Below are 19,220 nucleotides of genomic sequence, written 5' to 3'. Positions count from 1 at the left end.
TTCTCATGCCCGCCTCAACCCGTCCCGGGACACTGGGCTGCATGAGGATCCTCTGGTCGGCAGTCTCGCTCCTGGCCGTCGCGGCCCTGGCCGTCCTGCTGTGGGGGGTGGCGAGCGGCACGGACCGCGTGGAGGTCGTGCGCGGCGGCGTCTCCGTGAGCGGCGCGCCCGGTCCCGCTCCGACGCCCGGCACGTCGCGGACCGCCGAGGTCCCCTCGTCGGCGCAGCCGGCTCGCTCCGGTGCGCCCGGCGCCCGGGAGGAGGCGCCGGGCGTCGGGACCGAGAAGCCCCCGGCACCCGTCGTGCCGGTCCCGCCCGCCGAGCAGACACCCGTCCCGCCGGCCGCGCCCGCCCCCGGCCCTCCGGCCCAGGTGCCCCTTCCCGTCCAGCCCCCCCTGCCGGGTGACGACGCGGACGGCGACCTGGACGACGGCCCGGACGACGACTGGGACGACGACTGGGACGACGACTGAGCGCGGACGGCCCGGCGACCGGTCCCGACGGCGCCGGTGGCGCCGGACTCCGCGTCCGACCAGGCCGGACGGCGTCGTCGGGAGGACGCCGGCGGGACCTCCGACGGGACCTCCGACGATTTTTGTTTTGCCGAAACGTGCTGGTAGAGTCTTCGTCGTTGCCCCGATAGCTCAGTGGTAGAGCGCCATCTTGGTAAGATGGAGGTCCCGGGATCGATTCCCGGTCGGGGCTCTCGTGATGAGATCCCGTGGGCACGGCCGCCAGGCCGTGCACCACGGTTTCCCATCGACCTGGCGGTGTAGCTCAGCTGGTTAGAGCGCACGACTCATAATCGTGAGGTCGACGGATCGAGCCCGTCCACCGCTACGGCGAAAAGCCCGTGACCCTTGCCGGTCACGGGCTTTTGTCGTCCCGCACCGGCAGCTCCCCGCCCGGGGCCCGCGGCACCGGACCGGCGACGACCCGGTCCCCGGCCGGGGAGTCCACCGGCCGGAACGCGCCGGGCGGCGGGCCACGACGGCGCGGGGCCCCGCCGTAGACTGGGCGGGTTCCTGCCGCGCCAGCGCGGCGCCGTCCAGCGAGGAGCTGCCATGCCCCTGAACCCCGATCTGGTCGGGTGGACCTATCCGCCGACCGAGGCCTACAGCGTCGGCCGGGAGGCGATCCGCGAGTTCGCCCGCGCCGTCCAGGCCGGCCACCCCGCCCACCACGACGTCGAGGCCGCCCGGTCGCTCGGGCACGCCGACCTCGTGGCGCCCCCCACCTTCGCGATCGTCGTGGCGCAGCGGGCGGACGCCGCGCTGATCGCCGACCCCGAGGCCGGCATCGACTTCTCGCGCGTGGTCCACGCCGACCAGCGCTTCACCCACCACCGCCCGATCGTCGCCGGCGACGAGCTCGTGGCCGAGCTGCACGTGGACCAGGTCCGGGCCATGGGCGCGGGCGCCATGGTGACGTCCCGGGCCGAGATCCGCACCGCGGACGGCGAACGGGTCGCCACGACCGTGTCGTCCCTGCTGGTGCGCGGAGAGGAGCAGGACGCGTGAGCATCGCCTTCGACGACCTCGAGAAGGGCCAGGAGCTCGGGCAGCGCCGCATCGAGCTCTCCCGGGCGGACCTGGTCCGCTACGCCGGCGCCTCCGGGGACCTCAACCCCATCCACTGGAACGAGCAGTTCGCCCGGGCCGTGGACCTGCCCGACGTCATCGCGCACGGGATGCTCACCATGGGCGCCGCCGTGCAGCTCGTCACCGACTGGGCCGGCGACCCCGGCGCCGTCGTCGACTACCAGACCCGCTTCACCAAGCCGGTCGTCGTGCCCAACCGCTTCGGGACCGCGGTCGAGGCCTCCACCGCGCTCACGGTCAGCGGGAGGATCGGGGCGCTCGACGCCGCCGCCCGCACCGCGCGCGTCGACCTCACCGTGACCGCCCCCGACCTCGCCGAGCAGGACGCCGACCCGGCGACCGCCGCGCAGCTCAAGGTGCTGGTGAAGGCCCAGGCCGTGGTGCGGCTGGCATGAGGGCCTGGCGGGACGCGGTCCTCGCCGTCTACCTCGCCTCGGGGCTGGCGCTCTCGGCCTGGCTGACCCGCCTGCCCGCCATCGCCGACGGACTCGGGCTCTCGCCCGCGGGGCTGGGGGCACTGCTGCTCACGCAGACGGTGGCGGCCTTCGTGTCCGTGTCCCTGTCCGGGGTCACGGTGGCGCGGCTGGGCCCGGCCCGCGCCCTGCGCCTGACCTCCGCCCTGGTGGCGGCCGGGCTCGTGCTCATCGGCGCCGGTGCCTCCGCGGTCGGGTCCCTGCCGGTGACCACGGCCGGTTTCCTGCTCTTCGGCACCGGACTGGCCACCTGGAACGTGGCCGCCAACGTCGAGGGCGTGGCCTGCGAGAGCGCGCTCGGCCGGACGGTCATGCCGGTCATGCACGCGTTCTTCTCGGTCGGCACCGTGCTCGGCGCGGGGATCGGCGCCGGTGCCGCCGCCCTCGGGGTGCCGGTGGCCTGGCACACGGGGGCCGTGGCCGTGGTGGTCCTGGCGGTCGTCCGGACGGCGGTGCGCTCCTTCCGGGGGGAGGACCCCCGCGCCCGGCCGGAGCCGCGCACCGACACCGGGTCCCTGGACCTCGAGGCCGTCGCCGCCGCGTCCCCGCGCACCCACGGGGTGCGGGGCGCGTGGCGCACCCCGCGCAACCTGGTGGTCGGGCTCTTCGTGCTGGGCGTGGCGCTGGCCGAGGGGGCGGCCAACGACTGGGTCGCGCTCGCCCTGACCCAGGGCTACGGCACCACCGAGGCGCTCGGCGCCCTGGGCTACGGGATCTTCGTGACGGCGATGACCGCCGGCCGGCTCGCCGGCACCCCGCTGCTCGACCGGTTCGGGCGGGTGACGATCCTCCGGGCGGCGGGCACCCTGGCCGCGGCGGGCCTCGGCGTGTTCGTGCTCTCCCCGTGGCTGTGGCTCGGTCTGGCGGGACTGTTCGTGTGGGGCCTGGGGGTCTCCCTCGGCTTCCCGGTCGGCATGTCCGCCGCCGCGGACGACACCGAGAACGCGGCCGCCAACGTCTCGGTCGTCTCGACCATCGGCTACGGCGCCTTCCTCGGGGGCCCGCCGCTGCTGGGCCTGCTCGGCGAGGCGGTCGGGGTGCGCCCGGCGCTGGGCGCCGTGGGGCTGTTCGTCGTCGTCTCCCTGCTCCTGGTACCCGCCCTGCGCCCGGCGAACCCCTCGGCGCCGCCGCGGGCCGTGGGCGCCGGCTCTCCCCGGGACGGCCGATAAACTGGGCGCCATGACGACCCCTCACCTCGCAGACCTCACCACCGCCGCCGTGGGCGGTCCCGCCCGGCACTACGTGCGGGCGGAGACCGAGCAGGCGGTCGTCGACGCCGTGGCGGAGGCCGACGCCGCCGGGCGGGACGTGCTCGTGGTCGGCGGCGGCTCCAACCTCATCACGGCCGACGCCGGGTACGCGGGCACCGTGGTGCACGTGGCCTCCCGGGGCGTGCAGGCCGTGGCGGAGGACGCCGGCGGCGTGCTCCTGGAGGTCCAGGCCGGGCACTCCTGGGACGAGCTCGTGGCGCAGGCGGTGGCCGAGGGCCTGGTGGGCATCGAGGCGCTCTCCGGCATCCCGGGCACCACCGGCGCCACCCCGGTGCAGAACGTGGGCGCCTACGGCCAGGAGGTCGCCCAGACCGTGGAGCTGGTGCGCGTCTGGGACCGGCACGAGCGCCGGGTGCGGGAGTTCGCCCCGGCCGAGCTGGCGTTCGCCTACCGCGACTCGGCGCTCAAGCGCAGCACCGTGGACGGCTCGCCCCGCCACGTGGTCCTGGCGGTGCGCTTCCGGCTCGCGCGCGGGGCGGACAGCGCCCCCGTCCGCTACGGCGAGCTCGCCCGCCGGCTGGGCGTGGAGGTGGGGGAGCGGGCCCCGCTGGCGCGGGTCCGCGAGACGGTCCTGGCCCTGCGGGCCGGCAAGGGCATGGTGCTCGACCCGGCCGACCGGGACACGTACAGCACCGGCTCGTTCTTCACCAACCCGATCCTCCCGGCGGCCGCGCTCGGGGACCGGCTGCCCGCCGACGCCCCCCGGTTCCCCGTGGTGGACGCCGCCGGGAACCCGCTGGCGGGCCGGGTCAAGCTCTCGGCCGCCTGGCTCATCGACCACGCCGGCTTCGGCAAGGGTTTCGGGCTGCCCGGGACGCGCAACGAGGTCCTGGACCTCGACGGCGCCGCGGTCGCCGGGGGCCGGGCCTCGCTGTCCACCAAGCACACGCTCGCGCTGACCAACCGCGGGGACGCCTCGGCGGCCGACCTCATGGCCCTGGCCCGCACCGTGCGCGACGGGGTGGCCTCGGTCTACGGGGTGGACCTGGTCGCCGAGCCCGTCATCGTGGGCACCGGCGTCTGAGGCGGCCGCGGTGAGCAGCCTCGAGGACGAGATCGCCCAGGGGGAGGACTCCGAGGGGCGGGTGCGCCGGGCGCTGGGCCGGGTGCGCACCTGGGCCCGGGGCCACCCGCTGCTCTTCGTCGCCTACAAGACGCTCGTGACGGTCCTCGGCGGGGTGTTCGTGCTGGCCGGGCTGATCATGCTCGTCACCCCGGGGCCGGGCTGGCTGGCGATCTTCCTGGGCCTGGGCATCTGGAGCACCGAGTACCACTGGGCGCACCGGCTCAACGTGTGGGCCAAGGGGCAGGTCATGCGCTGGTGGCGCTGGTGGCTGGCCCGGACCGCGGAGGGCCGCCACCGCCGGGCGCTGGCCGGTCCGGGCGGGCTGGTGCCGGGGCCCCGCCACCTGCGCAGCCCCGGGGCCTGAGCCCGGCCGGGCTCGGCCCGGACCGGGGCTCAGCCGGACCGGCGCAGCTGGGCGGCGACGAGCTCCAGGGCCCGTGCGGACGGGACCCCCAGCCCGGCGACCGTCTCGGCGTAGCGGCGGGCGGCCTCGACGGCCAGCTCCTCGCCGCGGTCCCCGGCGCGCACGAAGCTGCCCAGCCGGCCGCGGGTCTCGATCACGCCGGTGGACTCCAGCTCCCGGTAGGCCTTGGCCACGGTGTTCGCCGCGAGACCGAGTGCCCGCCGGCAGCGTGCCGTCCTCCCGGCCCCGCAGCACCGCCTGCCTGAGCTGCTCGTAGGGCGGGCGCGGGTCGGCGGGATCGACAGTCAGCCCCGCGGGGACCCCGGTCTCGGCCACGGCTACAGGGTGCCGGTGGCGATGCGCAGCATGCGGCGCAGCGGCTCGGCCGCGCCCCACAGCAGCTGGTCGCCGATCGTGAAGGCGCTGATGTAGCCCGGGCCCATGGCGAGCTTGCGGATCCGGCCCACGGGGATCTGCAGCGTCCCGGAGGTCGCCACGGGGGTCAGGGCCCGCATCGTGTCCTCCTTCGTGTTGGGCACCACGGTGGCCCACTCGTTGTCGGCGTCGATGATCCGCTCGATCTCCTCCACCGGCAGGTCCTCCCGCAGCTTGAGCGTCAGGGCCTGGGAGTGCGAGCGCATCGTGGCGATGCGCACGCACAGCCCGTCCATGGGCACCCAGTCCTGGGCGAAGCGGTCCGTGCGGCCGAGGATCTTGTTCGTCTCGGCCGCGGACTTCCACTCCTCGCGGGACTGCCCGTTGCCGAGGTCGGCGTCGATCCACGGGATCAGGGAGCCGGACAGCGGCGCGCCGAACATCGAGCTGTCCAGGGCGTCGCCGCGCTGGGCCTCGAGGACCTTGCGGTCGATCTCCAGGATCGCGGAGGCGGGGTCGGCGAGTTCGTCGGCGACGGCGCCGTGCAGGGCCCCGAACTGCGTGAGCACCTCGCGCATGTGCCGGGCCCCGCCGCCGGAGGCCGCCTGGTAGGTCATGGACGTGGCCCACTCGACGAGGTCGTTGCGGAACAGCCCGCCCAGGCCCACGAGCAGGCAGGAGACCGTGCAGTTGCCGCCCACGAAGTCCTTCACGCCGGCCTCGAGGCCCCGGTCGATGACGTCGCGGTTGACCGGGTCCAGCACGATGATGGCGTCGTCGTTCATCCGCAGGGTGGAGGCGGCGTCGATCCACAGCCCGTCCCACCCTCGGGCGCGCAGCTCGCCGTGCACGGCCTTGGTGTAGTCCCCGCCCTGGGCCGTGACGATCACCGGCAGCGACGCGAGGCACTCGAGGTCGTAGGCGTCCTGCAGCACCCCGGCGTCCCCGGCGAACGAGGGGGCAGGCCGGCCGGCGCTCGAGGTGGAGAAGAACACCGGGGTGATGCCGGCGAAGTCCCCCTCCTCCTGCATGCGCTGCATGAGCACGGAGCCCACCATGCCCCGCCAGCCGACGAACCCTACCTGATCACCCGAGCGAAAAGTCATGGCCCCCAGTCTAGTGGGAGCGGTGCAGGGCCCAGCGACGCCGCTTCTCCTTGACCGCCGGGGCGGGGGGCAGCGCGCGGCCGGCGGCGATGAGGTCCTGGTACTGGGGGAAGCGGTGCAGGTAGTCCTGGACGTAGGTGCACGTGGGCCGCACGGTGGTCCCCTGCGCCCGGAAGCCCTCCAGGAGCAGCGTGACGAGCGTGCGGGCGTAGCCCTGCCGGCCGAACTGCTCGCCGATGATCGTGTGCTGCAGCTCGACCGTGCCGTCCTCGTGCTTCTGGAAGCCCTCGAAGCCGATGAACTGCTCCCCGTTCCACAGCTCGTAGCGGTCGAGGTCCGCGTTCTCCACGACGCGCAGCTGCTCGTCGTCGCGGATCGCCGGGTCGGGGTGCGGTGCGGTCACGGTCGTCCTCCTGGTCGTGGTGCGGCTCACGCTACCGGAGCGCCGGGACGGACGGAACAGGCCCGCGGCTCAGGAGCGGGTGCGCCGGTCGATCCGGTAGCCGAGCCCGGTGCGGGAGACGGAGGGCCCCACGACCGGCTCCGTGGCCCACCCGTCGCCGAGCACCGGGGCGTGCGTGTCTCCCTCCACGGCGAGGTCGATGACCGTCACGAGCGCCTCCGTCACGGGGTCTCGGGGGTCGGCCAGGGCCTGCCGGTAGACCTCCCCGCCGCCGATCACCCAGATCCGCTCCGCGCCGGGGCTGCTGCGCGCCAGCGCGACGGCCGCGGGGTACGACGGCGCGGTGCGCACGGCGCCGTCGCCGCTCCCGGGGACCACCCGCTCGGGGGTGGAGGTGATCACGATGTTGGTGCGCCCGGGCAGGGGACGGAAGCGCTCGGGGAACGACTCCCAGGTGCGCCGGCCCATGATCACGGGGTGGCCGGTGGTCGTGCGCCGGAAGAAGGCCAGGTCCTCCGGCAGGGACCAGGGCATCGTGCCGCCGCGGCCGATGACGCCCTCGGCGGTCTGCGCCCAGATCGCCCCGACGGTCCCCGCGGGGGCCTGCGGCGCGTCCGGTCCGGGGTGCGCGCTCATACGGCCACCGGCGCCGAGATCGCGGGGTGGTGGCGGTAGTCGAGGACCTCGAAGTCCTCGTAGGCGTAGTCGAAGAGGGACCCGGGCCGCCGGGCCAGCCGCAGCCGCGGATAGGGGTAGGGCGTGCGGGAGAGCTGCTCGCGGACCTGTTCCACGTGGTTGTCGTAGACGTGGCAGTCCCCGCCGGTCCACACGAACTCGCCGGGCACCAGGTCGGTCTGCTGGGCCACCATGACGGTCAGCAGCGCGTAGGAGGCGATGTTGAACGGCACGCCCAGGAACATGTCCGCCGAGCGCTGGTAGAGCTGGCACGAGAGCCGCCCCGGCCCGTCCTCGGCGGGCTGGACGTAGAACTGGAACAGGGCGTGGCACGGCGGCAGCGCCATCTCGTCCACCTCGGCCGGGTTCCACGCCGTCACCACGTGCCGGCGGGAGTCCGGGTTCGTGCGGATCTGCTCCACGACCTTCGCGATCTGGTCGATCGAGCCGCCGCCGGGGGTGGGCCAGGAGCGCCACTGCACCCCGTAGACGGGCCCGAGCTCCCCGTTCTCGTCGGCCCACTCGTCCCAGATGGACACCCCGCGCTCCTGCAGCCAGCGCACGTTCGAGTCCCCGCGCAGGAACCACAGCAGCTCCAGCGCCAGGGACCGGAAGTGCACCCGCTTGGTGGTCAGCAGCGGGAAGGAGTCCGCCAGGTCGAAGCGGATCTGGCGGCCGAAGACGCTGCGGGTCCCGGTGCCCGTGCGGTCCGGCTTGTGCACGCCCGTCTCGAGGATCTCGCGCAGGAGGTCCTCGTAGGGGGTCGGCACGGGCGTGGGCACGGGGGAGGGGGAGGTCATGCGGGACTCCTCGGGCAGGGAGGCGGAAGGGTCAGTCGTCGAAGGGCTTCACGAGCTCCACCGAGACCACCCGCCGGCGGTGCCGGCGGGAGATCTGGAGCACGATCATCTCGCCCGGGGACAGGTACGGGTCCTTGGCGGGCAGCTGCTCGGCGAGCTCGGGGGGCATGTGCCGGGCGAGCACCTTGAGGACGGTCGGCAGCACCGGGCGGTGGGTGCACAGCGCGGCCGGGACGTCCTTGTCGAACAGGGTCTGCACCACCGCGGCGGCCTTCTTGGGGTGGCGCTTGTGGGAGGCCTCGGTCAGCTGGGGCCGCTCCCGCACGGTGACCCCGGCCTTGCGGGCGTAGGGCACCACGGTGGACAGGCAGCGCAGCCAGGGGGAGGTGACGATCCGCTCGGGGGACCACGCCCGCAGGAGCCGGGTGACGGCGAGCGCCTGCCGCTTCCCGGTCGCGGCCAGCGGCCGGTCGCCCTCGGCCCGGGACCACGACGAACGCGGCTTGGCCTTGGCGTGGCGCACCACGATCGCCGGGCGGGTGGCGAGGTCGCCGCGGGCGTGCAGGTCCACGAGCGCGGCCAGGGGCTCGAGGTCGGAGGGGTTGGTGAGGATCCGGGCCGCCGTCTTGGGGTCCGTCCAGCGGACCTCGTCGACCTCGCGCCCGTCGGGCACGGGCCGGGCGCCCGGGCCGAACTCCGCCGCCCAGTAGCGCACGTCCTTGACGCCGTCCTTGACGCCGTAGCGGATCGTGGGCAGCGGAACGCCCAGGCGCGGGAGCAGGCCGATCTCCTCGCCCACCTCCCGGTGGGCGGTCTCGGGCAGCGTCTCGCCGGCGTCCTGCTTGCCCTTCGGGAAGGACCAGTCGTCGTAGCGGGGGCGGTGGATGAGGAGCACCTCCACCCCGGTGCCCGCCCGGCGCCAGCACAGGCACCCCGCCGCCAGCACGTCGGCGGGGCGCGCGGACGTCCCGCCGTCCCGCGGAGCGGCCCGCCCCGCAGTGCTCCCGGCGGTCTTCCCGGCGGACTTCTCGGCGGACTTCTCCGGGGACTTCCCGTTGGACCTCCCGGACGTCTCGTCGGTGGTCTTCCCCGGCGTCCTCCCGGCGGTCGTCCCGGTGGTGTTGTTCCCGGTGGTGTTCCCGGTGGTGTTGTTCCCGGTGGTCCTCGGAGCGGTCTTCTCGGCGGTCCTGGGCATGGTCCCTCTCTCGTCCCGTGTCCGTGGTGCACCGCCCCGCCCCGGCCCGGGGTCGTCGGGTGGCACCCCCCACGATGGTACCGGTGCTCAGATCGTGGGGCGGCCCAGGGCCCGGCTGCGCAGGAGGTGCTCCTGGACGTCCACCAGCGGGCGCCCCTCGGCGTCCCGGTGGTGACGGGTCCACACCCCGTCCGCGCCCAGGTGCCAGCTGCTCGTGGCGTCCGAGGCGTACCGGGCGAGCAGCCGCACCAGCGCCTCGGCCTGCTGCGGGTCGGTGATCCGCACGAGGGTCTCCACCCGGCGGTCCAGGTTGCGGTGCATCATGTCCGCCGAGCCGATGTAGACCAGCGGCTCCCCGGCGTTGCAGAACGCGAACACCCGCGAGTGCTCCAGGAACCGGCCCAGCACCGAGCGGACCCGGATGTTCTCGCTCAGCCCCGGCACCCCCGGGCGCAGGGCGCAGATCCCGCGCACCACCACGTCCACCGGCACCCCGGCCTGGGAGGCCCGGTACAGGGCGTCGATGACGGCCTCGTCCACGATGGAGTTGCACTTGACCTGGATCCGGGCCTTCCGGCCGGCCCGGTGGTGGCGGATCTCGGCCTCGACCAGGTCGATCAGCCCGGAGCGCACCGAGCGGGGGGCCACCAGCAGGCGCTGGAAGGTGGTCTTCGGGGCGTAGCCGGAGAGCTGGTTGAACAGCCGCGAGACGTCCTCCCCGACCTCCGGGTCGCAGGTGAGCAGCCCCAGGTCCTCGTAGAAGCGCGCGGTGGAGGGGTGGTAGTTGCCGGTGCCGATGTGCACGTAGCGGCGCAGCCCCTGGTCGTCCTGGCGCACCACGAGCGAGAGCTTGCAGTGGGTCTTCAGCCCCACGATGCCGTAGACCACGTGCACCCCGGCCTGCTCGAGCTTGCGGGCCCAGGAGATGTTGGCCTGCTCGTCGAAGCGGGCCTTGATCTCCACCAGCGCCAGGACCTGCTTGCCGGCCTCGGCGGCGTCGATGAGCGCGTCCACGATCGGGGAGTCCCCGGAGGTGCGGTACAGGGTCTGCTTGATCGCCTGGACCTTCGGGTCCGCGGCGGCCTGCTCGAGGAAGGCCTGCACGCTGGTGGCGAAGGAGTCGTAGGGGTGGTGCAGCAGCACGTCCCGGGACCGGGTCGCGGCGAAGACGTCGGCGGCCTTCGCGGTCTCCGCGGCGTTGAGGTAGCGGGAGGTGTGGGCCACGTGGCGGGGATAGTGCAGCTCCGGGCGGTCGACGGCGGCGATGACCGCCAGCCCGCGCAGGTCCAGCGGGGCGGGCAGCCGGTAGATCTCGGACTCGTCGATGCCCAGCTCGGAGACCAGCAGCTCGAGCACCTCCGCGCTGATGCTGTCCGTGACCTCCAGGCGCACCGCCGGGCCGAAGCGGCGGCGCAGCAGCTCCTTCTCCAGGGCCTGCAGCAGGTTCTCGGCGTCGTCCTCCTCGACCTCCAGGTCCTCGTTGCGGGTCACCCGGAACACCTGGTGCTCCTCGACCTCCATCCCGGGGAACAGGTCGTCCAGGTGCTGGGCGATGACGTCCTCGAGCGGGATGAAGCGGGCCTGCCCGTGCGGCGGGCGGGTCGCGCTCGACCCGTCCACCGAGAGCAGCCGGGGCAGCTGGTCCGGGACCTTGACGCGGGCGAACAGCCGCTTGCCCGACTGCGGGTTGCGGACCATCACGGCCAGGTTGAGGCTGAGCCCGGAGATGTAGGGGAACGGGTGGGCCGGGTCCACCGCCAGCGGCGTGAGGATCGGGAAGACCTTGCGGTGGAAGTCCCGGGTGAGCCGCTCCCGGGTGGGGCCGTCGAGGTCCTCCCAGCCGATGAGGTGGATGTCCTCCCGGGCCAGCTCCGGGCGCACCAGGTCGTGGAAGGCCCGCGCGTGGCGCTCCTGCAGCTCGTGGGCGCGCACCGCGATGGTGGCCATCTGCTCCGCGGGGGAGTGCCCCGAGGCCGCGGGCCGGGCGATGCCCGTGGCGATGCGCCGCTTGAGCCCGGCCACCCGGACCATGAAGAACTCGTCCAGGTTGGAGGCCACGATGGACAGGAAGTGCACCCGCTCCAGCAGGAACAGGTCCGGATCCTCCGCCAGCTCCAGGACCCGGGTGTTGAAGGCGACCCAGCTCGCCTCCCGGTCGAGGAAGCGCTCGGGTCCGTGGGCGCCCTCGAGCACCTGCCGGGCGGCGGGCACGGGGTCGTCGATCCGGTCGCGGTCCCCGTGGCCGCGGGCGGCGTCGGCCAGCTCGGCGGCGCCGTCGGCGGCCGCCGCCGCCGCCGGCTCGGCCTCCGGGGGTGCGGCCGGGTGCGGGGCCGGCGCGGGCTGCGGGGCGTCCTGCTGGTGCGTGGTCATGGTGATCCTGTCTGGTGGGGCCGGTGCGGGACCGGGCCGGGGCGCGGGCGGGTGGGTCAGGCGGGGACGTCGCGGGCGTACATCACGTCGAGGTGCCAGGGCCGGAAGCCCAGCCGCTCGTACAGCCGCAGCGCCGCGGTGTTGTCGCCGTCCACGTAGAGCATGACCTCGCCCAGACCCTGTCGGGCGAGGTGGTTGACCCCCGCGGCGGTCAGGGCCCGGCCCAGGCCGGTGCCCTGGTGCTCCGGGGCGACGCCCACGGCGTAGACCTCGCCCAGGGCGGGGCGCTCGCCGTCGCCGGGGTGGACCTTGGTCCAGTGGAAGCCGGCCACGGTGCCCGGCTCCCCGGACCGGACCGCCAGCAGGAACCCCGCGGGGTCGAACCAGGGCTCGGCCTCCCGCTGCCGGAGGTCCTCGAGGGTCATCCGGCCCTGCTCGGGGTGGCCGGCGAACGCGGCGGCGTTGACGCGCAGCCACTCGTCCTCGTCCCGGCCGGGCTCGAAGGCGCGCAGCCGGTAGCCGGCGGGCATCGCCTCGGGCAGGGGAAGGTCGGGCGCGTCGCCCAGCGGGCGGAGCAGGCGGTGCAGGTCGCGCACCGGCACCAGCCCGTGCCGGGCGGCCAGCGCCGCCGCCGCTGGGTGGCCGCCGTGGGCCCACGCCCGGACCGTGCCCGCGGTCTCCTCGGCCAGGGCCACGGCCAGCGCTGCCCCGATCCCGCCGCGGCGGTGCCCGGGGTCCACCACGAGCTCCACGAGCGCGGCGCCGTCGTCGGGCTCGTGGACACGCACCGCGGCCCCGAGCAGCTGCCCGCCGGAGGCCCGTACGAGGACGGTGCGCACCCGCCCGCCGGGCGCGGTCCGCAGGTCCACGAGCGTCTGGTCGGAGAACGGCGGGTCGCCGTCCGCGGCCTCGGCCCGGGAGGCGAGGCCGGTGATCTCCTCGACCGGCGCGACGGCCGGGCGCTCGAGCTCGTACGGCACGGACTGGGGCATCTGGACCTCCTGCGGAACGGGGCGGCGGGACGGACGGGCCGGTGGGCCGGTGCTCAGTGCTCCCGGCTCCGGCTCGTGGCGAAGCTGTAGCCCACGTTACGCACCGTGGTGATCAGGTGCTCGTGGTCAGCACCCAGCTTGGCCCGCAGTCGCCGCACGTGCACGTCCACGGTGCGGGTGCCGCCGTAGTAGTCGTAGCCCCACACCTCGCTCAGCAGCTGCGCGCGGGTGAAGACCCGTCCGGAGTGCTGGGCCAGGAACTTCAGCAGCTCGAACTCCTTGTAGGTCAGGTTCAGCGGCTGGCCGTTGACGTGGGCGGAGTAGGCGGCGTCGTCGATGACCACCGAGCCCGCGCGGATCCGGGTGTCGTCCTCGGGGGCCTCGGCCGTGCGGGAGGAGGCCAGGCGCAGCCGGGCCTCCACCTCGGCCGGGCCGGCGGTGTCGAGCACCACGTCGTCGACCATCCAGTTCGCGGCCACCGCGGCCATCCCGCCCTCCGTGAGGACCATCAGCAGCGGCGCCGACAGGCCCTTCGTGGTGAGCAGCTGCGCGAGGTTGCGCGCGGTGATCAGGTCGGTGCGCCCGTCCAGCAGCACGACGTCGGGGTGGCGGCCGTCGAGGCTGCCCGAGACGGTGCGGGTCGGGGCGACCGTCACCCGGTGGTTGAGCAGGTCGAGGGCCGGCAGCACCGATGCCGAGGGACCGTCCGCGTCGGTCAGCATCAGGATCTGGAACACTCGTGCTTCTCCACTCTGGCGTACGGGCTGAGCTGTCAGTATAAGTCGGCGCCGCTCCCCTCCCGCGCGCCCCGGCCCCGGCGCGGGGCGCCGCGAGCCCCGTCCGCCCCTCCCGGCCAGCCGCTATCGTTGCTCCTGTCCGCCCGGTCGCGCCGGTCCGGGCGCCGGCCCCGACCCTCGACAGTGCAGGAACCCGATCGCCATGAGATACGCCATGATCGCCGCGTGCAGCGTGCTCAGCCTGGCGGCGGCCCTGGCCGCGGTCGTGGTCGCCGGTCCCGCGCCGCTGCTCCTGGCCGCCGGGATGTCCCTGGTGATCGGCTTCGGCTGGCCCGCCGCCACCGGCATCGCCGCCCGGCACCGGCACAACGTGATCATGAGCGCGGCCGGCGTCGTGGCCGCGCTGCTCGTCCAGACCCTGCCCGGCCAGCAGCTCGTGTGGCTGCCCGCGGTCGTGGGCGTGGCCCTGGTGACCGTGTTCGCGGCGGAGCTGGTGCGCGGCGAGGGCGCCGAGCACCGGCTGGAGTCCACCATCGCCTCCACGGCCGGGGTCCTCGCCACGGTCAGCTCCTCCGGCTGGATCGCCCTGGCCAGCGACTACCGGGCGACCGGCCCGGACCCCGTGCAGCTGGTGGTGGTCGGCGCCGTGGTCGCCGCGCTCGTGGGCGTCGTGGGCGCCCGGGTCATCTCGTCGGCCCCGAAGCGCTCGCCGAAGCGGGGGGTGGTGGCCCTCGGCGTGACCCCCGTGGCGTTCCTCGGCGTGGGGGCCCTGTTCACGGCCCGCCTGGTGAGCACCGTGGTAGCTTAGGGACCATGCTTGCACTCGAGATCTTCTACCTGGTCCTGCTGGGCATCTCCGGTCTGTTCATCGCCGGGATCTCCCTCAAGGTGATCCTCGGCCTGTTCAAGGGACAGCACTAGTTCCGTGCCGATCGAGATCCCCTCGGATCTGACTCCCGAGCTCGTCCCGTTCGCCTGGCTGCTGGGCGCCTGGGAGGGCGACGGCTTCATGGGCTACGGCGAGGTCGAGCAGCGGCCCTTCCGGCAGCGGGTGACCTTCGAGCAGAACGGCCTGCCGTTCCTCGAGTACCGGGCCGAGACCACGCTCCTCGACGAGGAGGGGCAGCCGATGCGCCCGGCCACCGTGGAGCAGGGCTTCTGGCAGCTCGACCGCACCCTGGAGGACGGCGACGTCGGTCCCGGCATGCTCCCGCCGGACCTCGTGCCGGTGCTCAAGGGCGCCGAGGACGTCGAACGGCTGCGCAACGGTGACGGCGGCTTCGACGTCCTGGTGACCCTCACGCACCCCGGTGGCATCGCCGAGCTCTACGTCGGACAGATCAAGGGCCCCCGCATCGACCTCGCCACGGACGCCGTGGTGCGCGCCCGGGGCGCCAAGGAGTACAGCTCCTCGACCCGGATGTACGGCCTGGTCCACGGCGACCTGTTCTGGGCCTGGGACATGGCCGCCTTCGGCGAGCCGCTGGCCACGCACGCCTCCGCCCAGCTCAAGAAGATCGGCTGATCCCCGTGACCGCCTACCGCTCACCCCTGCTCGACCGCCCGGGCGCCGTCGAGGCCGAGGGCCTGGACCGCGGGGTCGCCGCCCACTACGGCGATCCGCTGCGCGAGCAGCGCGCCCTCGTGCGGACCCCCGGCACCGTGGTCGACCTCTCCCAGAAGGGCGTCGTCACCGTCACCGGCCCGGACCGGCTCAGCTGGCTGACCACGCTCTCCTCGCAGGTGCTCACCGGGCTCGCCCCGGGCAGCAGCGCCGAGACCCTGTTCCTCTCCGTGCAGGGGCGCATCGAGACCGCGCCGCACGTCGTGGACGACGGCACCACCACGTGGCTGATCACCGAGGCCGAGGAGACCGCCCCGCTGGTCGCGTGGCTGGAGTCCATGCGCTTCGCGCTGCGCGTGGAGGTGGCCGACCGCTCCGGCGCGTGGGCCGTGCTCGGCGCCTCCGCTCCCGTGCCCGGGCTGGGCGACGGGCCGGTCTGGCGCGACCCCTGGCCCGCGGTCGCCCCGGGCGGATGGAGCTACGCCGCCCTCGACGGCCCGCACCCGGGGGAGGAGCGCACCTGGTGGGAGCACCTGGTGCCCCGGGCCGAGCTGGACGCCCTGACCCGCGACCTGCCCCTCGCCGGCGCGTGGGCGGCCGAGGCGCTGCGGATCGCCGCCTGGCGCCCGCGCTGGGGGGCCGAGACGGACGAGCGGACGATCCCGCACGAGCTCGACCTCCTGCGCACCGCCGTGCACCTGCAGAAGGGCTGCTACAAGGGGCAGGAGACCGTGGCGCGCGTGCACAACCTGGGCCACCCGCCCCGGCGGCTCGTGCTGCTCGACCTCGACGGCTCCGAGCACACGCTGCCGTCCCCCGGCGCCGAGGTCCTCGCGGGCGAGCGGGCCGTCGGCCGGGTCACCTCCGTGCAGCTGCACCACGAACAGGGCCCGATCGCGCTGGCCGTGCTCAAGCGCACCGCCGATCCCGAGGCCCGGCTCCTCGTCACGGACGGCGAGCAGCGCTGGGCCGCCGCCCAGCAGGTCGTGGTCCAGCCCGACGCCGGCCAGGTGGTCGGGCGGCAGGCCGGCTTCCTCCGCGGCCCCCGCGGCGCGCGCCCCTAGCACACCCCTGCCGGGCGGTGCCGGGCCGCCCCCGGTCCGCCGGGAGCGCCGGCCGCGGCCTGCGCCGGCACGGGCGGTCCTCGGCAGGGGGACGGACTGCCGTCCCCGCGCCGAGCCGCCCGCCCAGCCGCGCACGGCGTGGATGCGGGCGCTCTTGGGGTAGCGCCGCGGATCCTCCGACCGCGGCCCGATCTCGAACAGGTCCAGCATCAGGAACAGCGGATAGCCCGGAGCCGCGGCGGACCGTGCGACGACGACTCCCTCGCAGCCGATCACCGTGCCCGCGGGCCCCCACCGGACCGACCACGTGTGGGGGAGCGAGGCGTCGAGGGGCACGGTCACCTCCACCATCCCGGTGACCAGAGCCGGGTCACCGTGGGCCTTCAGCCCGCAGCGGGCACGGCTCGCCACCCGGCCGACGGCGCTCGCGTCGATCTCGAAGACGCAGATCTCCCCGCTGTGCTCGGGCGAGAGGTGCTCCGTCCCGACGAGCCACGCAGCCAGCATGCACCCCTCGTCGGCACTCGCGCTGACCGTGACGTCCACCCGACCCGACGACGGGGCCCACAGCAGGCGCTCCGGGGTCCCGGTGCGCACCACCAGGCCGTCGGGGCGGTGCCGGTGCGTGCCCCGTCCGGACCCCGGCGGGCCGGAGAACACCCCGGTCTGCAGGTTCGAGACCCGCAGCGGCGCGTCCTCCGGCCGCCAGTCCGGCTGGTCCTCGTCGATCCGCAGGCGGATCCCGGCGCCGTCCAGGTCGTACCGGGCGCGGGACCGCTCCGGCGTGGTCCAGTGCGGGAGGTAGTGATCGACCCACAGGTCCTCCCGCAGACGCGGCCCCCGGAAGTCGTCCGCCACGTCGGGCGCGCGCCCGGGTGGCGCCGGGAACGTCTCGGCCTCGTCGACCATGGCACCATCGTGCCCGGGGCGCCGCCGGGAGCACAGGGGCCCGGCCGGCGGGATCAGCGGCCGAAGAGGACCCGGGCCTCGTCCCAGCGGTGCTGGGGCACGGTCTTGAGCCCGTCGAGGGCCTCGCCGAAGGGCACCCGGACCATGTCGGTGCCGCGGATGGCGACCATCTGGCCCCAGCCCTTGTCGGTGACCAGGTCCACGGCGGCCAGCCCGAAGCGGGTGGCCAGGACCCGGTCGAAGCCGGTGGGGGCCCCGCCGCGCTGGATGTGGCCCAGGATGGTGTTGCGGGTCTCGATCCCGGTGGCGGCCTCGATCTGCTCGGTGACGTACTCCCCGACCCCGCCCAGCCGGGGCCGGCCGGAGGCCTCGGTGCCCTTGCCGGCGAGCACGTCGCCGTGGCCCTCGGGGATGAAGCCCTCGGCCACGACCACCAGCGGGGAGCGGCCGCGCTCGTGCACCTCGGTGACCCAGGCGCAGACCTGCTCCATGGACACCGACTGCTCGGGGATCAGCACCGCGTGCGCCCCGGCGGACATCCCCGAGTGCAGCGCGATCCACCCGACGTGGCGGCCCATGACCTCGGCGACCATGCACCGGTGGTGGGACTCCCCGGTGGTGCGCAGCCGGTCCATGGCGTCGGTGGCGATCTGCACGGCGGTGTCGAAGCCGAAGGTGTAGTCGGTGGCCTGCAGGTCGTTGTCGATGGTCTTGGGCACCCCGACCACCGGCAGCCCGGCGTCGGCCAGGCGCTTGGCCCCGGCCAGGGTGCCCTCCCCGCCGATGGCCACGATCGCGTCGATGTGGTGGCGTTCGAGCATCACGGCGATCTTCTCCGGTCCGCCGCCGGGCCCGTCGTAGGGGTTGGTGCGGGAGGTGCCCAGGATGGTGCCGCCCTCCCGGGCCAGCCCGCGCACCCGGGTGCGGGGCAGGTCCATGATGTCGCCCTCCACCACCCCGCGCCAGCCGTCGCGGAAGCCCACGAACTCGTGGCCGTAGCTCTTGATCCCGTGCAGCACCGCCGCCCGGATCACCGCGTTGAGCCCGGGGCAGTCCCCGCCGCTGGTCAGCAGTCCGATCTTCATCCGTACAGTCTCCTCCGGGTCGGCGGGGTGCGAGTCGGCCGGACGTGCACCGGCTCGACCAGTCTAGTGAACGGGCCCCGGGGCGGGGACCGCGGACGGCCGGGCGGGCCGGGTCCCCGTGCTGCGGGGCCGGGCCTAGACTGCGGGAAAGGGGCCTGACGGGCCCGGAAGGAGGTCGGCGGTGAACGAGGACATGGAACCGGTCCGGGAGAACCTGCGGGAGTTCATCGACAAGCTGGTCGATCAGGGCTACACGGTGCGGGACGGGCAGTCGCCGGACCCGGACCTGATCGACCCGGGGGGCTCGGCGGTGCAGACCTGGCGGGAGGACTACCCCTACGAGGAGCGGCTGGAGCGGGAGGACTACGAGCTGGAGAAGTACCAGTTGCAGATCGAGCTGCTGAAGTTCCAGTACTGGGGCCAGGACCACGACCTCAAGCACGTCATCGTGTTCGAGGGCCGCGACGCGGCCGGCAAGGGCGGGACGATCAAGCGCTTCACCGAGCACCTGAACCCGCGCGCCGCCCGGGTGGTGGCACTGACCAAGCCCTCCGACCGGGAGCGGGGGCAGTGGTACTTCCAGCGCTACATCGGCCACCTGCCCACCGCCGGGGAGATCGTGATGTTCGACCGCTCCTGGTACAACCGGGCCAACGTGGAGCGGGTGATGGGCTTCTGCTCGGACACGGAGTACGAGGACTTCATGGTCCAGGCCCCGGTGTTCGAGAAGATGCTGGTGGAGTCGGGCATCCACCTGACCAAGTTCTGGTTCTCCGTCACCCAGCACGAGCAGCGCACCCGCTTCGCGATCCGCCAGATCGACCCGGTGCGCCGCTGGAAGCTCTCCCCGATGGACCTGGCCTCCCTGGACCGGTGGGAGGACTACACCGAGGCCAAGGAGGAGATGTTCCTGCGCACCGACACCGACCACGCCCCGTGGATCACGGTGAAGTCCAACGACAAGAAGCGGGCCCGGCTCAACGCCATGCGTTTCTTCCTGGACCAGTTCGACTACGAGGACAAGGACCCGGCGGTGGTCTACCCGCCCGACCCGCTGATCGTCCGGCGCGGCCGCGACGCCGTGGGCGACTGAGCCGCGGCACGACCGACGACACCGCCCGTCCCCGGGAG

General features: G+C 74.4%; 20 protein-coding genes, 2 tRNA genes and 1 pseudogene. 13 read left to right on the top strand and 10 right to left on the bottom strand.

The genetic code is table 11. The features are described 5' to 3' along the window. The first annotated feature begins 41 nt into the window (after positions 1-41). From AYX06_RS06010 to AYX06_RS05975, 9 genes and pseudogenes are all read left to right on the top strand, one after another. Entirely contained in the window at positions 42-473 is a 432-nt protein-coding gene (locus AYX06_RS06010; protein ID WP_062734996.1) for a hypothetical protein, read from the top strand. Between the two features lie 160 nt (positions 474-633). Then, a tRNA-Thr gene (locus tag AYX06_RS06005) sits at positions 634-705 on the top strand. Positions 706-766: 61 nt separating this feature from the next. After that, positions 767-840 (top strand) — tRNA-Met (locus AYX06_RS06000). 224 nt (positions 841-1,064) lie between these two features. Then, entirely contained in the window at positions 1,065-1,520 is a 456-nt protein-coding gene (locus AYX06_RS05995; protein ID WP_062734995.1) for a MaoC family dehydratase N-terminal domain-containing protein, read from the top strand. Next, on the top strand, positions 1,517-1,996 hold the full coding sequence (locus AYX06_RS05990; RefSeq protein WP_062734994.1) for a MaoC family dehydratase: 480 nt from the start codon (positions 1,517-1,519) through the stop codon (positions 1,994-1,996). The genes AYX06_RS05995 and AYX06_RS05990 overlap by 4 nt, the downstream gene beginning before the upstream one ends. Continuing rightward, a pseudogene (locus AYX06_RS20845) lies at positions 1,981-2,283 on the top strand (MFS transporter); the annotation flags it as partial. The gene AYX06_RS05990 and the pseudogene AYX06_RS20845, both read left to right, overlap by 16 nt. A gap of 102 nt (positions 2,284-2,385) precedes the next feature. Beyond that, positions 2,386-3,243, top strand: coding sequence for an MFS transporter (locus tag AYX06_RS05985; protein WP_330999248.1), 858 nt, complete (start codon positions 2,386-2,388; stop codon positions 3,241-3,243). Between the two features lie 10 nt (positions 3,244-3,253). Next, a complete protein-coding gene (locus tag AYX06_RS05980) occupies positions 3,254-4,369 on the top strand; it encodes a UDP-N-acetylmuramate dehydrogenase (protein ID WP_062734992.1) in 1,116 nt (371 codons plus the stop codon). Positions 4,370-4,379: 10 nt separating this feature from the next. After that, positions 4,380-4,775, top strand: coding sequence for a PGPGW domain-containing protein (locus AYX06_RS05975; protein ID WP_062734991.1), 396 nt, complete (start codon positions 4,380-4,382; stop codon positions 4,773-4,775). Between the two features lie 29 nt (positions 4,776-4,804). Here AYX06_RS05975 and AYX06_RS20395 read toward each other — a convergent pair whose 3' ends face one another. The 9 genes from AYX06_RS20395 to AYX06_RS05930 form a co-directional block, all read right to left on the bottom strand. Continuing rightward, on the bottom strand, positions 4,805-5,008 hold the full coding sequence (locus tag AYX06_RS20395; protein WP_232319400.1) for a GntR family transcriptional regulator: 204 nt from the start codon (positions 5,006-5,008) through the stop codon (positions 4,805-4,807). A gap of 144 nt (positions 5,009-5,152) precedes the next feature. Beyond that, positions 5,153-6,295 carry an aspartate-semialdehyde dehydrogenase gene (gene asd, locus AYX06_RS05965; RefSeq protein ID WP_062734990.1) on the bottom strand — a complete coding sequence of 381 codons (1,143 nt, stop codon included), beginning with the start codon at positions 6,293-6,295 and terminating at the stop codon, positions 5,153-5,155. Between the two features lie 10 nt (positions 6,296-6,305). Beyond that, a complete protein-coding gene (locus AYX06_RS05960) occupies positions 6,306-6,698 on the bottom strand; it encodes a GNAT family N-acetyltransferase (RefSeq protein ID WP_062734989.1) in 393 nt (130 codons plus the stop codon). Between the two features lie 69 nt (positions 6,699-6,767). Next, the gene (locus tag AYX06_RS05955) at positions 6,768-7,334 is read right to left on the bottom strand and encodes a dihydrofolate reductase (protein WP_062734988.1); all 567 of its coding nucleotides are present in this window, start codon (positions 7,332-7,334) and stop codon (positions 6,768-6,770) included. Then, positions 7,331-8,173: a thymidylate synthase gene (locus AYX06_RS05950; RefSeq protein ID WP_062734987.1), complete on the bottom strand. Its 843-nt coding sequence runs from the start codon at positions 8,171-8,173 to the stop codon at positions 7,331-7,333. The genes AYX06_RS05955 and AYX06_RS05950 overlap by 4 nt, the downstream gene beginning before the upstream one ends. A gap of 31 nt (positions 8,174-8,204) precedes the next feature. Further along, entirely contained in the window at positions 8,205-9,368 is a 1,164-nt protein-coding gene (locus AYX06_RS05945; RefSeq protein ID WP_261775378.1) for an NUDIX hydrolase, read from the bottom strand. 87 nt (positions 9,369-9,455) lie between these two features. Continuing rightward, positions 9,456-11,738, bottom strand: coding sequence for an RNA degradosome polyphosphate kinase (locus AYX06_RS05940; protein ID WP_084271472.1), 2,283 nt, complete (start codon positions 11,736-11,738; stop codon positions 9,456-9,458). A gap of 56 nt (positions 11,739-11,794) precedes the next feature. Continuing rightward, positions 11,795-12,730, bottom strand: coding sequence for a mycothiol synthase (mshD, locus tag AYX06_RS05935; RefSeq protein ID WP_062734986.1), 936 nt, complete (start codon positions 12,728-12,730; stop codon positions 11,795-11,797). 53 nt (positions 12,731-12,783) lie between these two features. Continuing rightward, positions 12,784-13,467: a response regulator transcription factor gene (locus tag AYX06_RS05930; protein WP_147017467.1), complete on the bottom strand. Its 684-nt coding sequence runs from the start codon at positions 13,465-13,467 to the stop codon at positions 12,784-12,786. 202 nt (positions 13,468-13,669) lie between these two features. On the opposite strand from AYX06_RS05930, the gene AYX06_RS05925 reads away from it, so the two are divergent. From AYX06_RS05925 to ygfZ, 3 genes are all read left to right on the top strand, one after another. Further along, positions 13,670-14,275 (top strand): hypothetical protein, encoded by a 606-nt coding sequence (locus AYX06_RS05925; RefSeq protein ID WP_062734985.1) that lies wholly within the window; start codon positions 13,670-13,672, stop codon positions 14,273-14,275. A 117-nt stretch (positions 14,276-14,392) separates the two neighbouring features. After that, positions 14,393-14,992, top strand: a complete 600-nt coding sequence (locus AYX06_RS05920) for an FABP family protein (RefSeq protein WP_062734984.1) — start codon at positions 14,393-14,395, stop codon at positions 14,990-14,992. A gap of 5 nt (positions 14,993-14,997) precedes the next feature. Next, positions 14,998-16,095, top strand: coding sequence for a CAF17-like 4Fe-4S cluster assembly/insertion protein YgfZ (gene ygfZ / locus AYX06_RS05915; protein ID WP_062734983.1), 1,098 nt, complete (start codon positions 14,998-15,000; stop codon positions 16,093-16,095). Between the two features lie 962 nt (positions 16,096-17,057). Here ygfZ and AYX06_RS05905 read toward each other — a convergent pair. Then, positions 17,058-18,089 (bottom strand): 6-phosphofructokinase, encoded by a 1,032-nt coding sequence (locus AYX06_RS05905; protein WP_062734981.1) that lies wholly within the window; start codon positions 18,087-18,089, stop codon positions 17,058-17,060. A 193-nt stretch (positions 18,090-18,282) separates the two neighbouring features. Here AYX06_RS05905 and ppk2 point away from each other — a divergent pair, with 193 nt between their 5' ends. Continuing rightward, positions 18,283-19,182, top strand: coding sequence for a polyphosphate kinase 2 (gene ppk2, locus AYX06_RS05900; protein ID WP_062736907.1), 900 nt, complete (start codon positions 18,283-18,285; stop codon positions 19,180-19,182). The last annotated feature ends 38 nt before the right edge of the window (positions 19,183-19,220 follow it).

This window comes from Kocuria turfanensis (assembly GCF_001580365.1).
GTDB lineage: Bacteria > Actinomycetota > Actinomycetes > Actinomycetales > Micrococcaceae > Kocuria > Kocuria turfanensis.
Note: the sequence above shows the minus strand (reverse complement) of the source record. Positions and strands in the feature narration are given on the sequence as shown.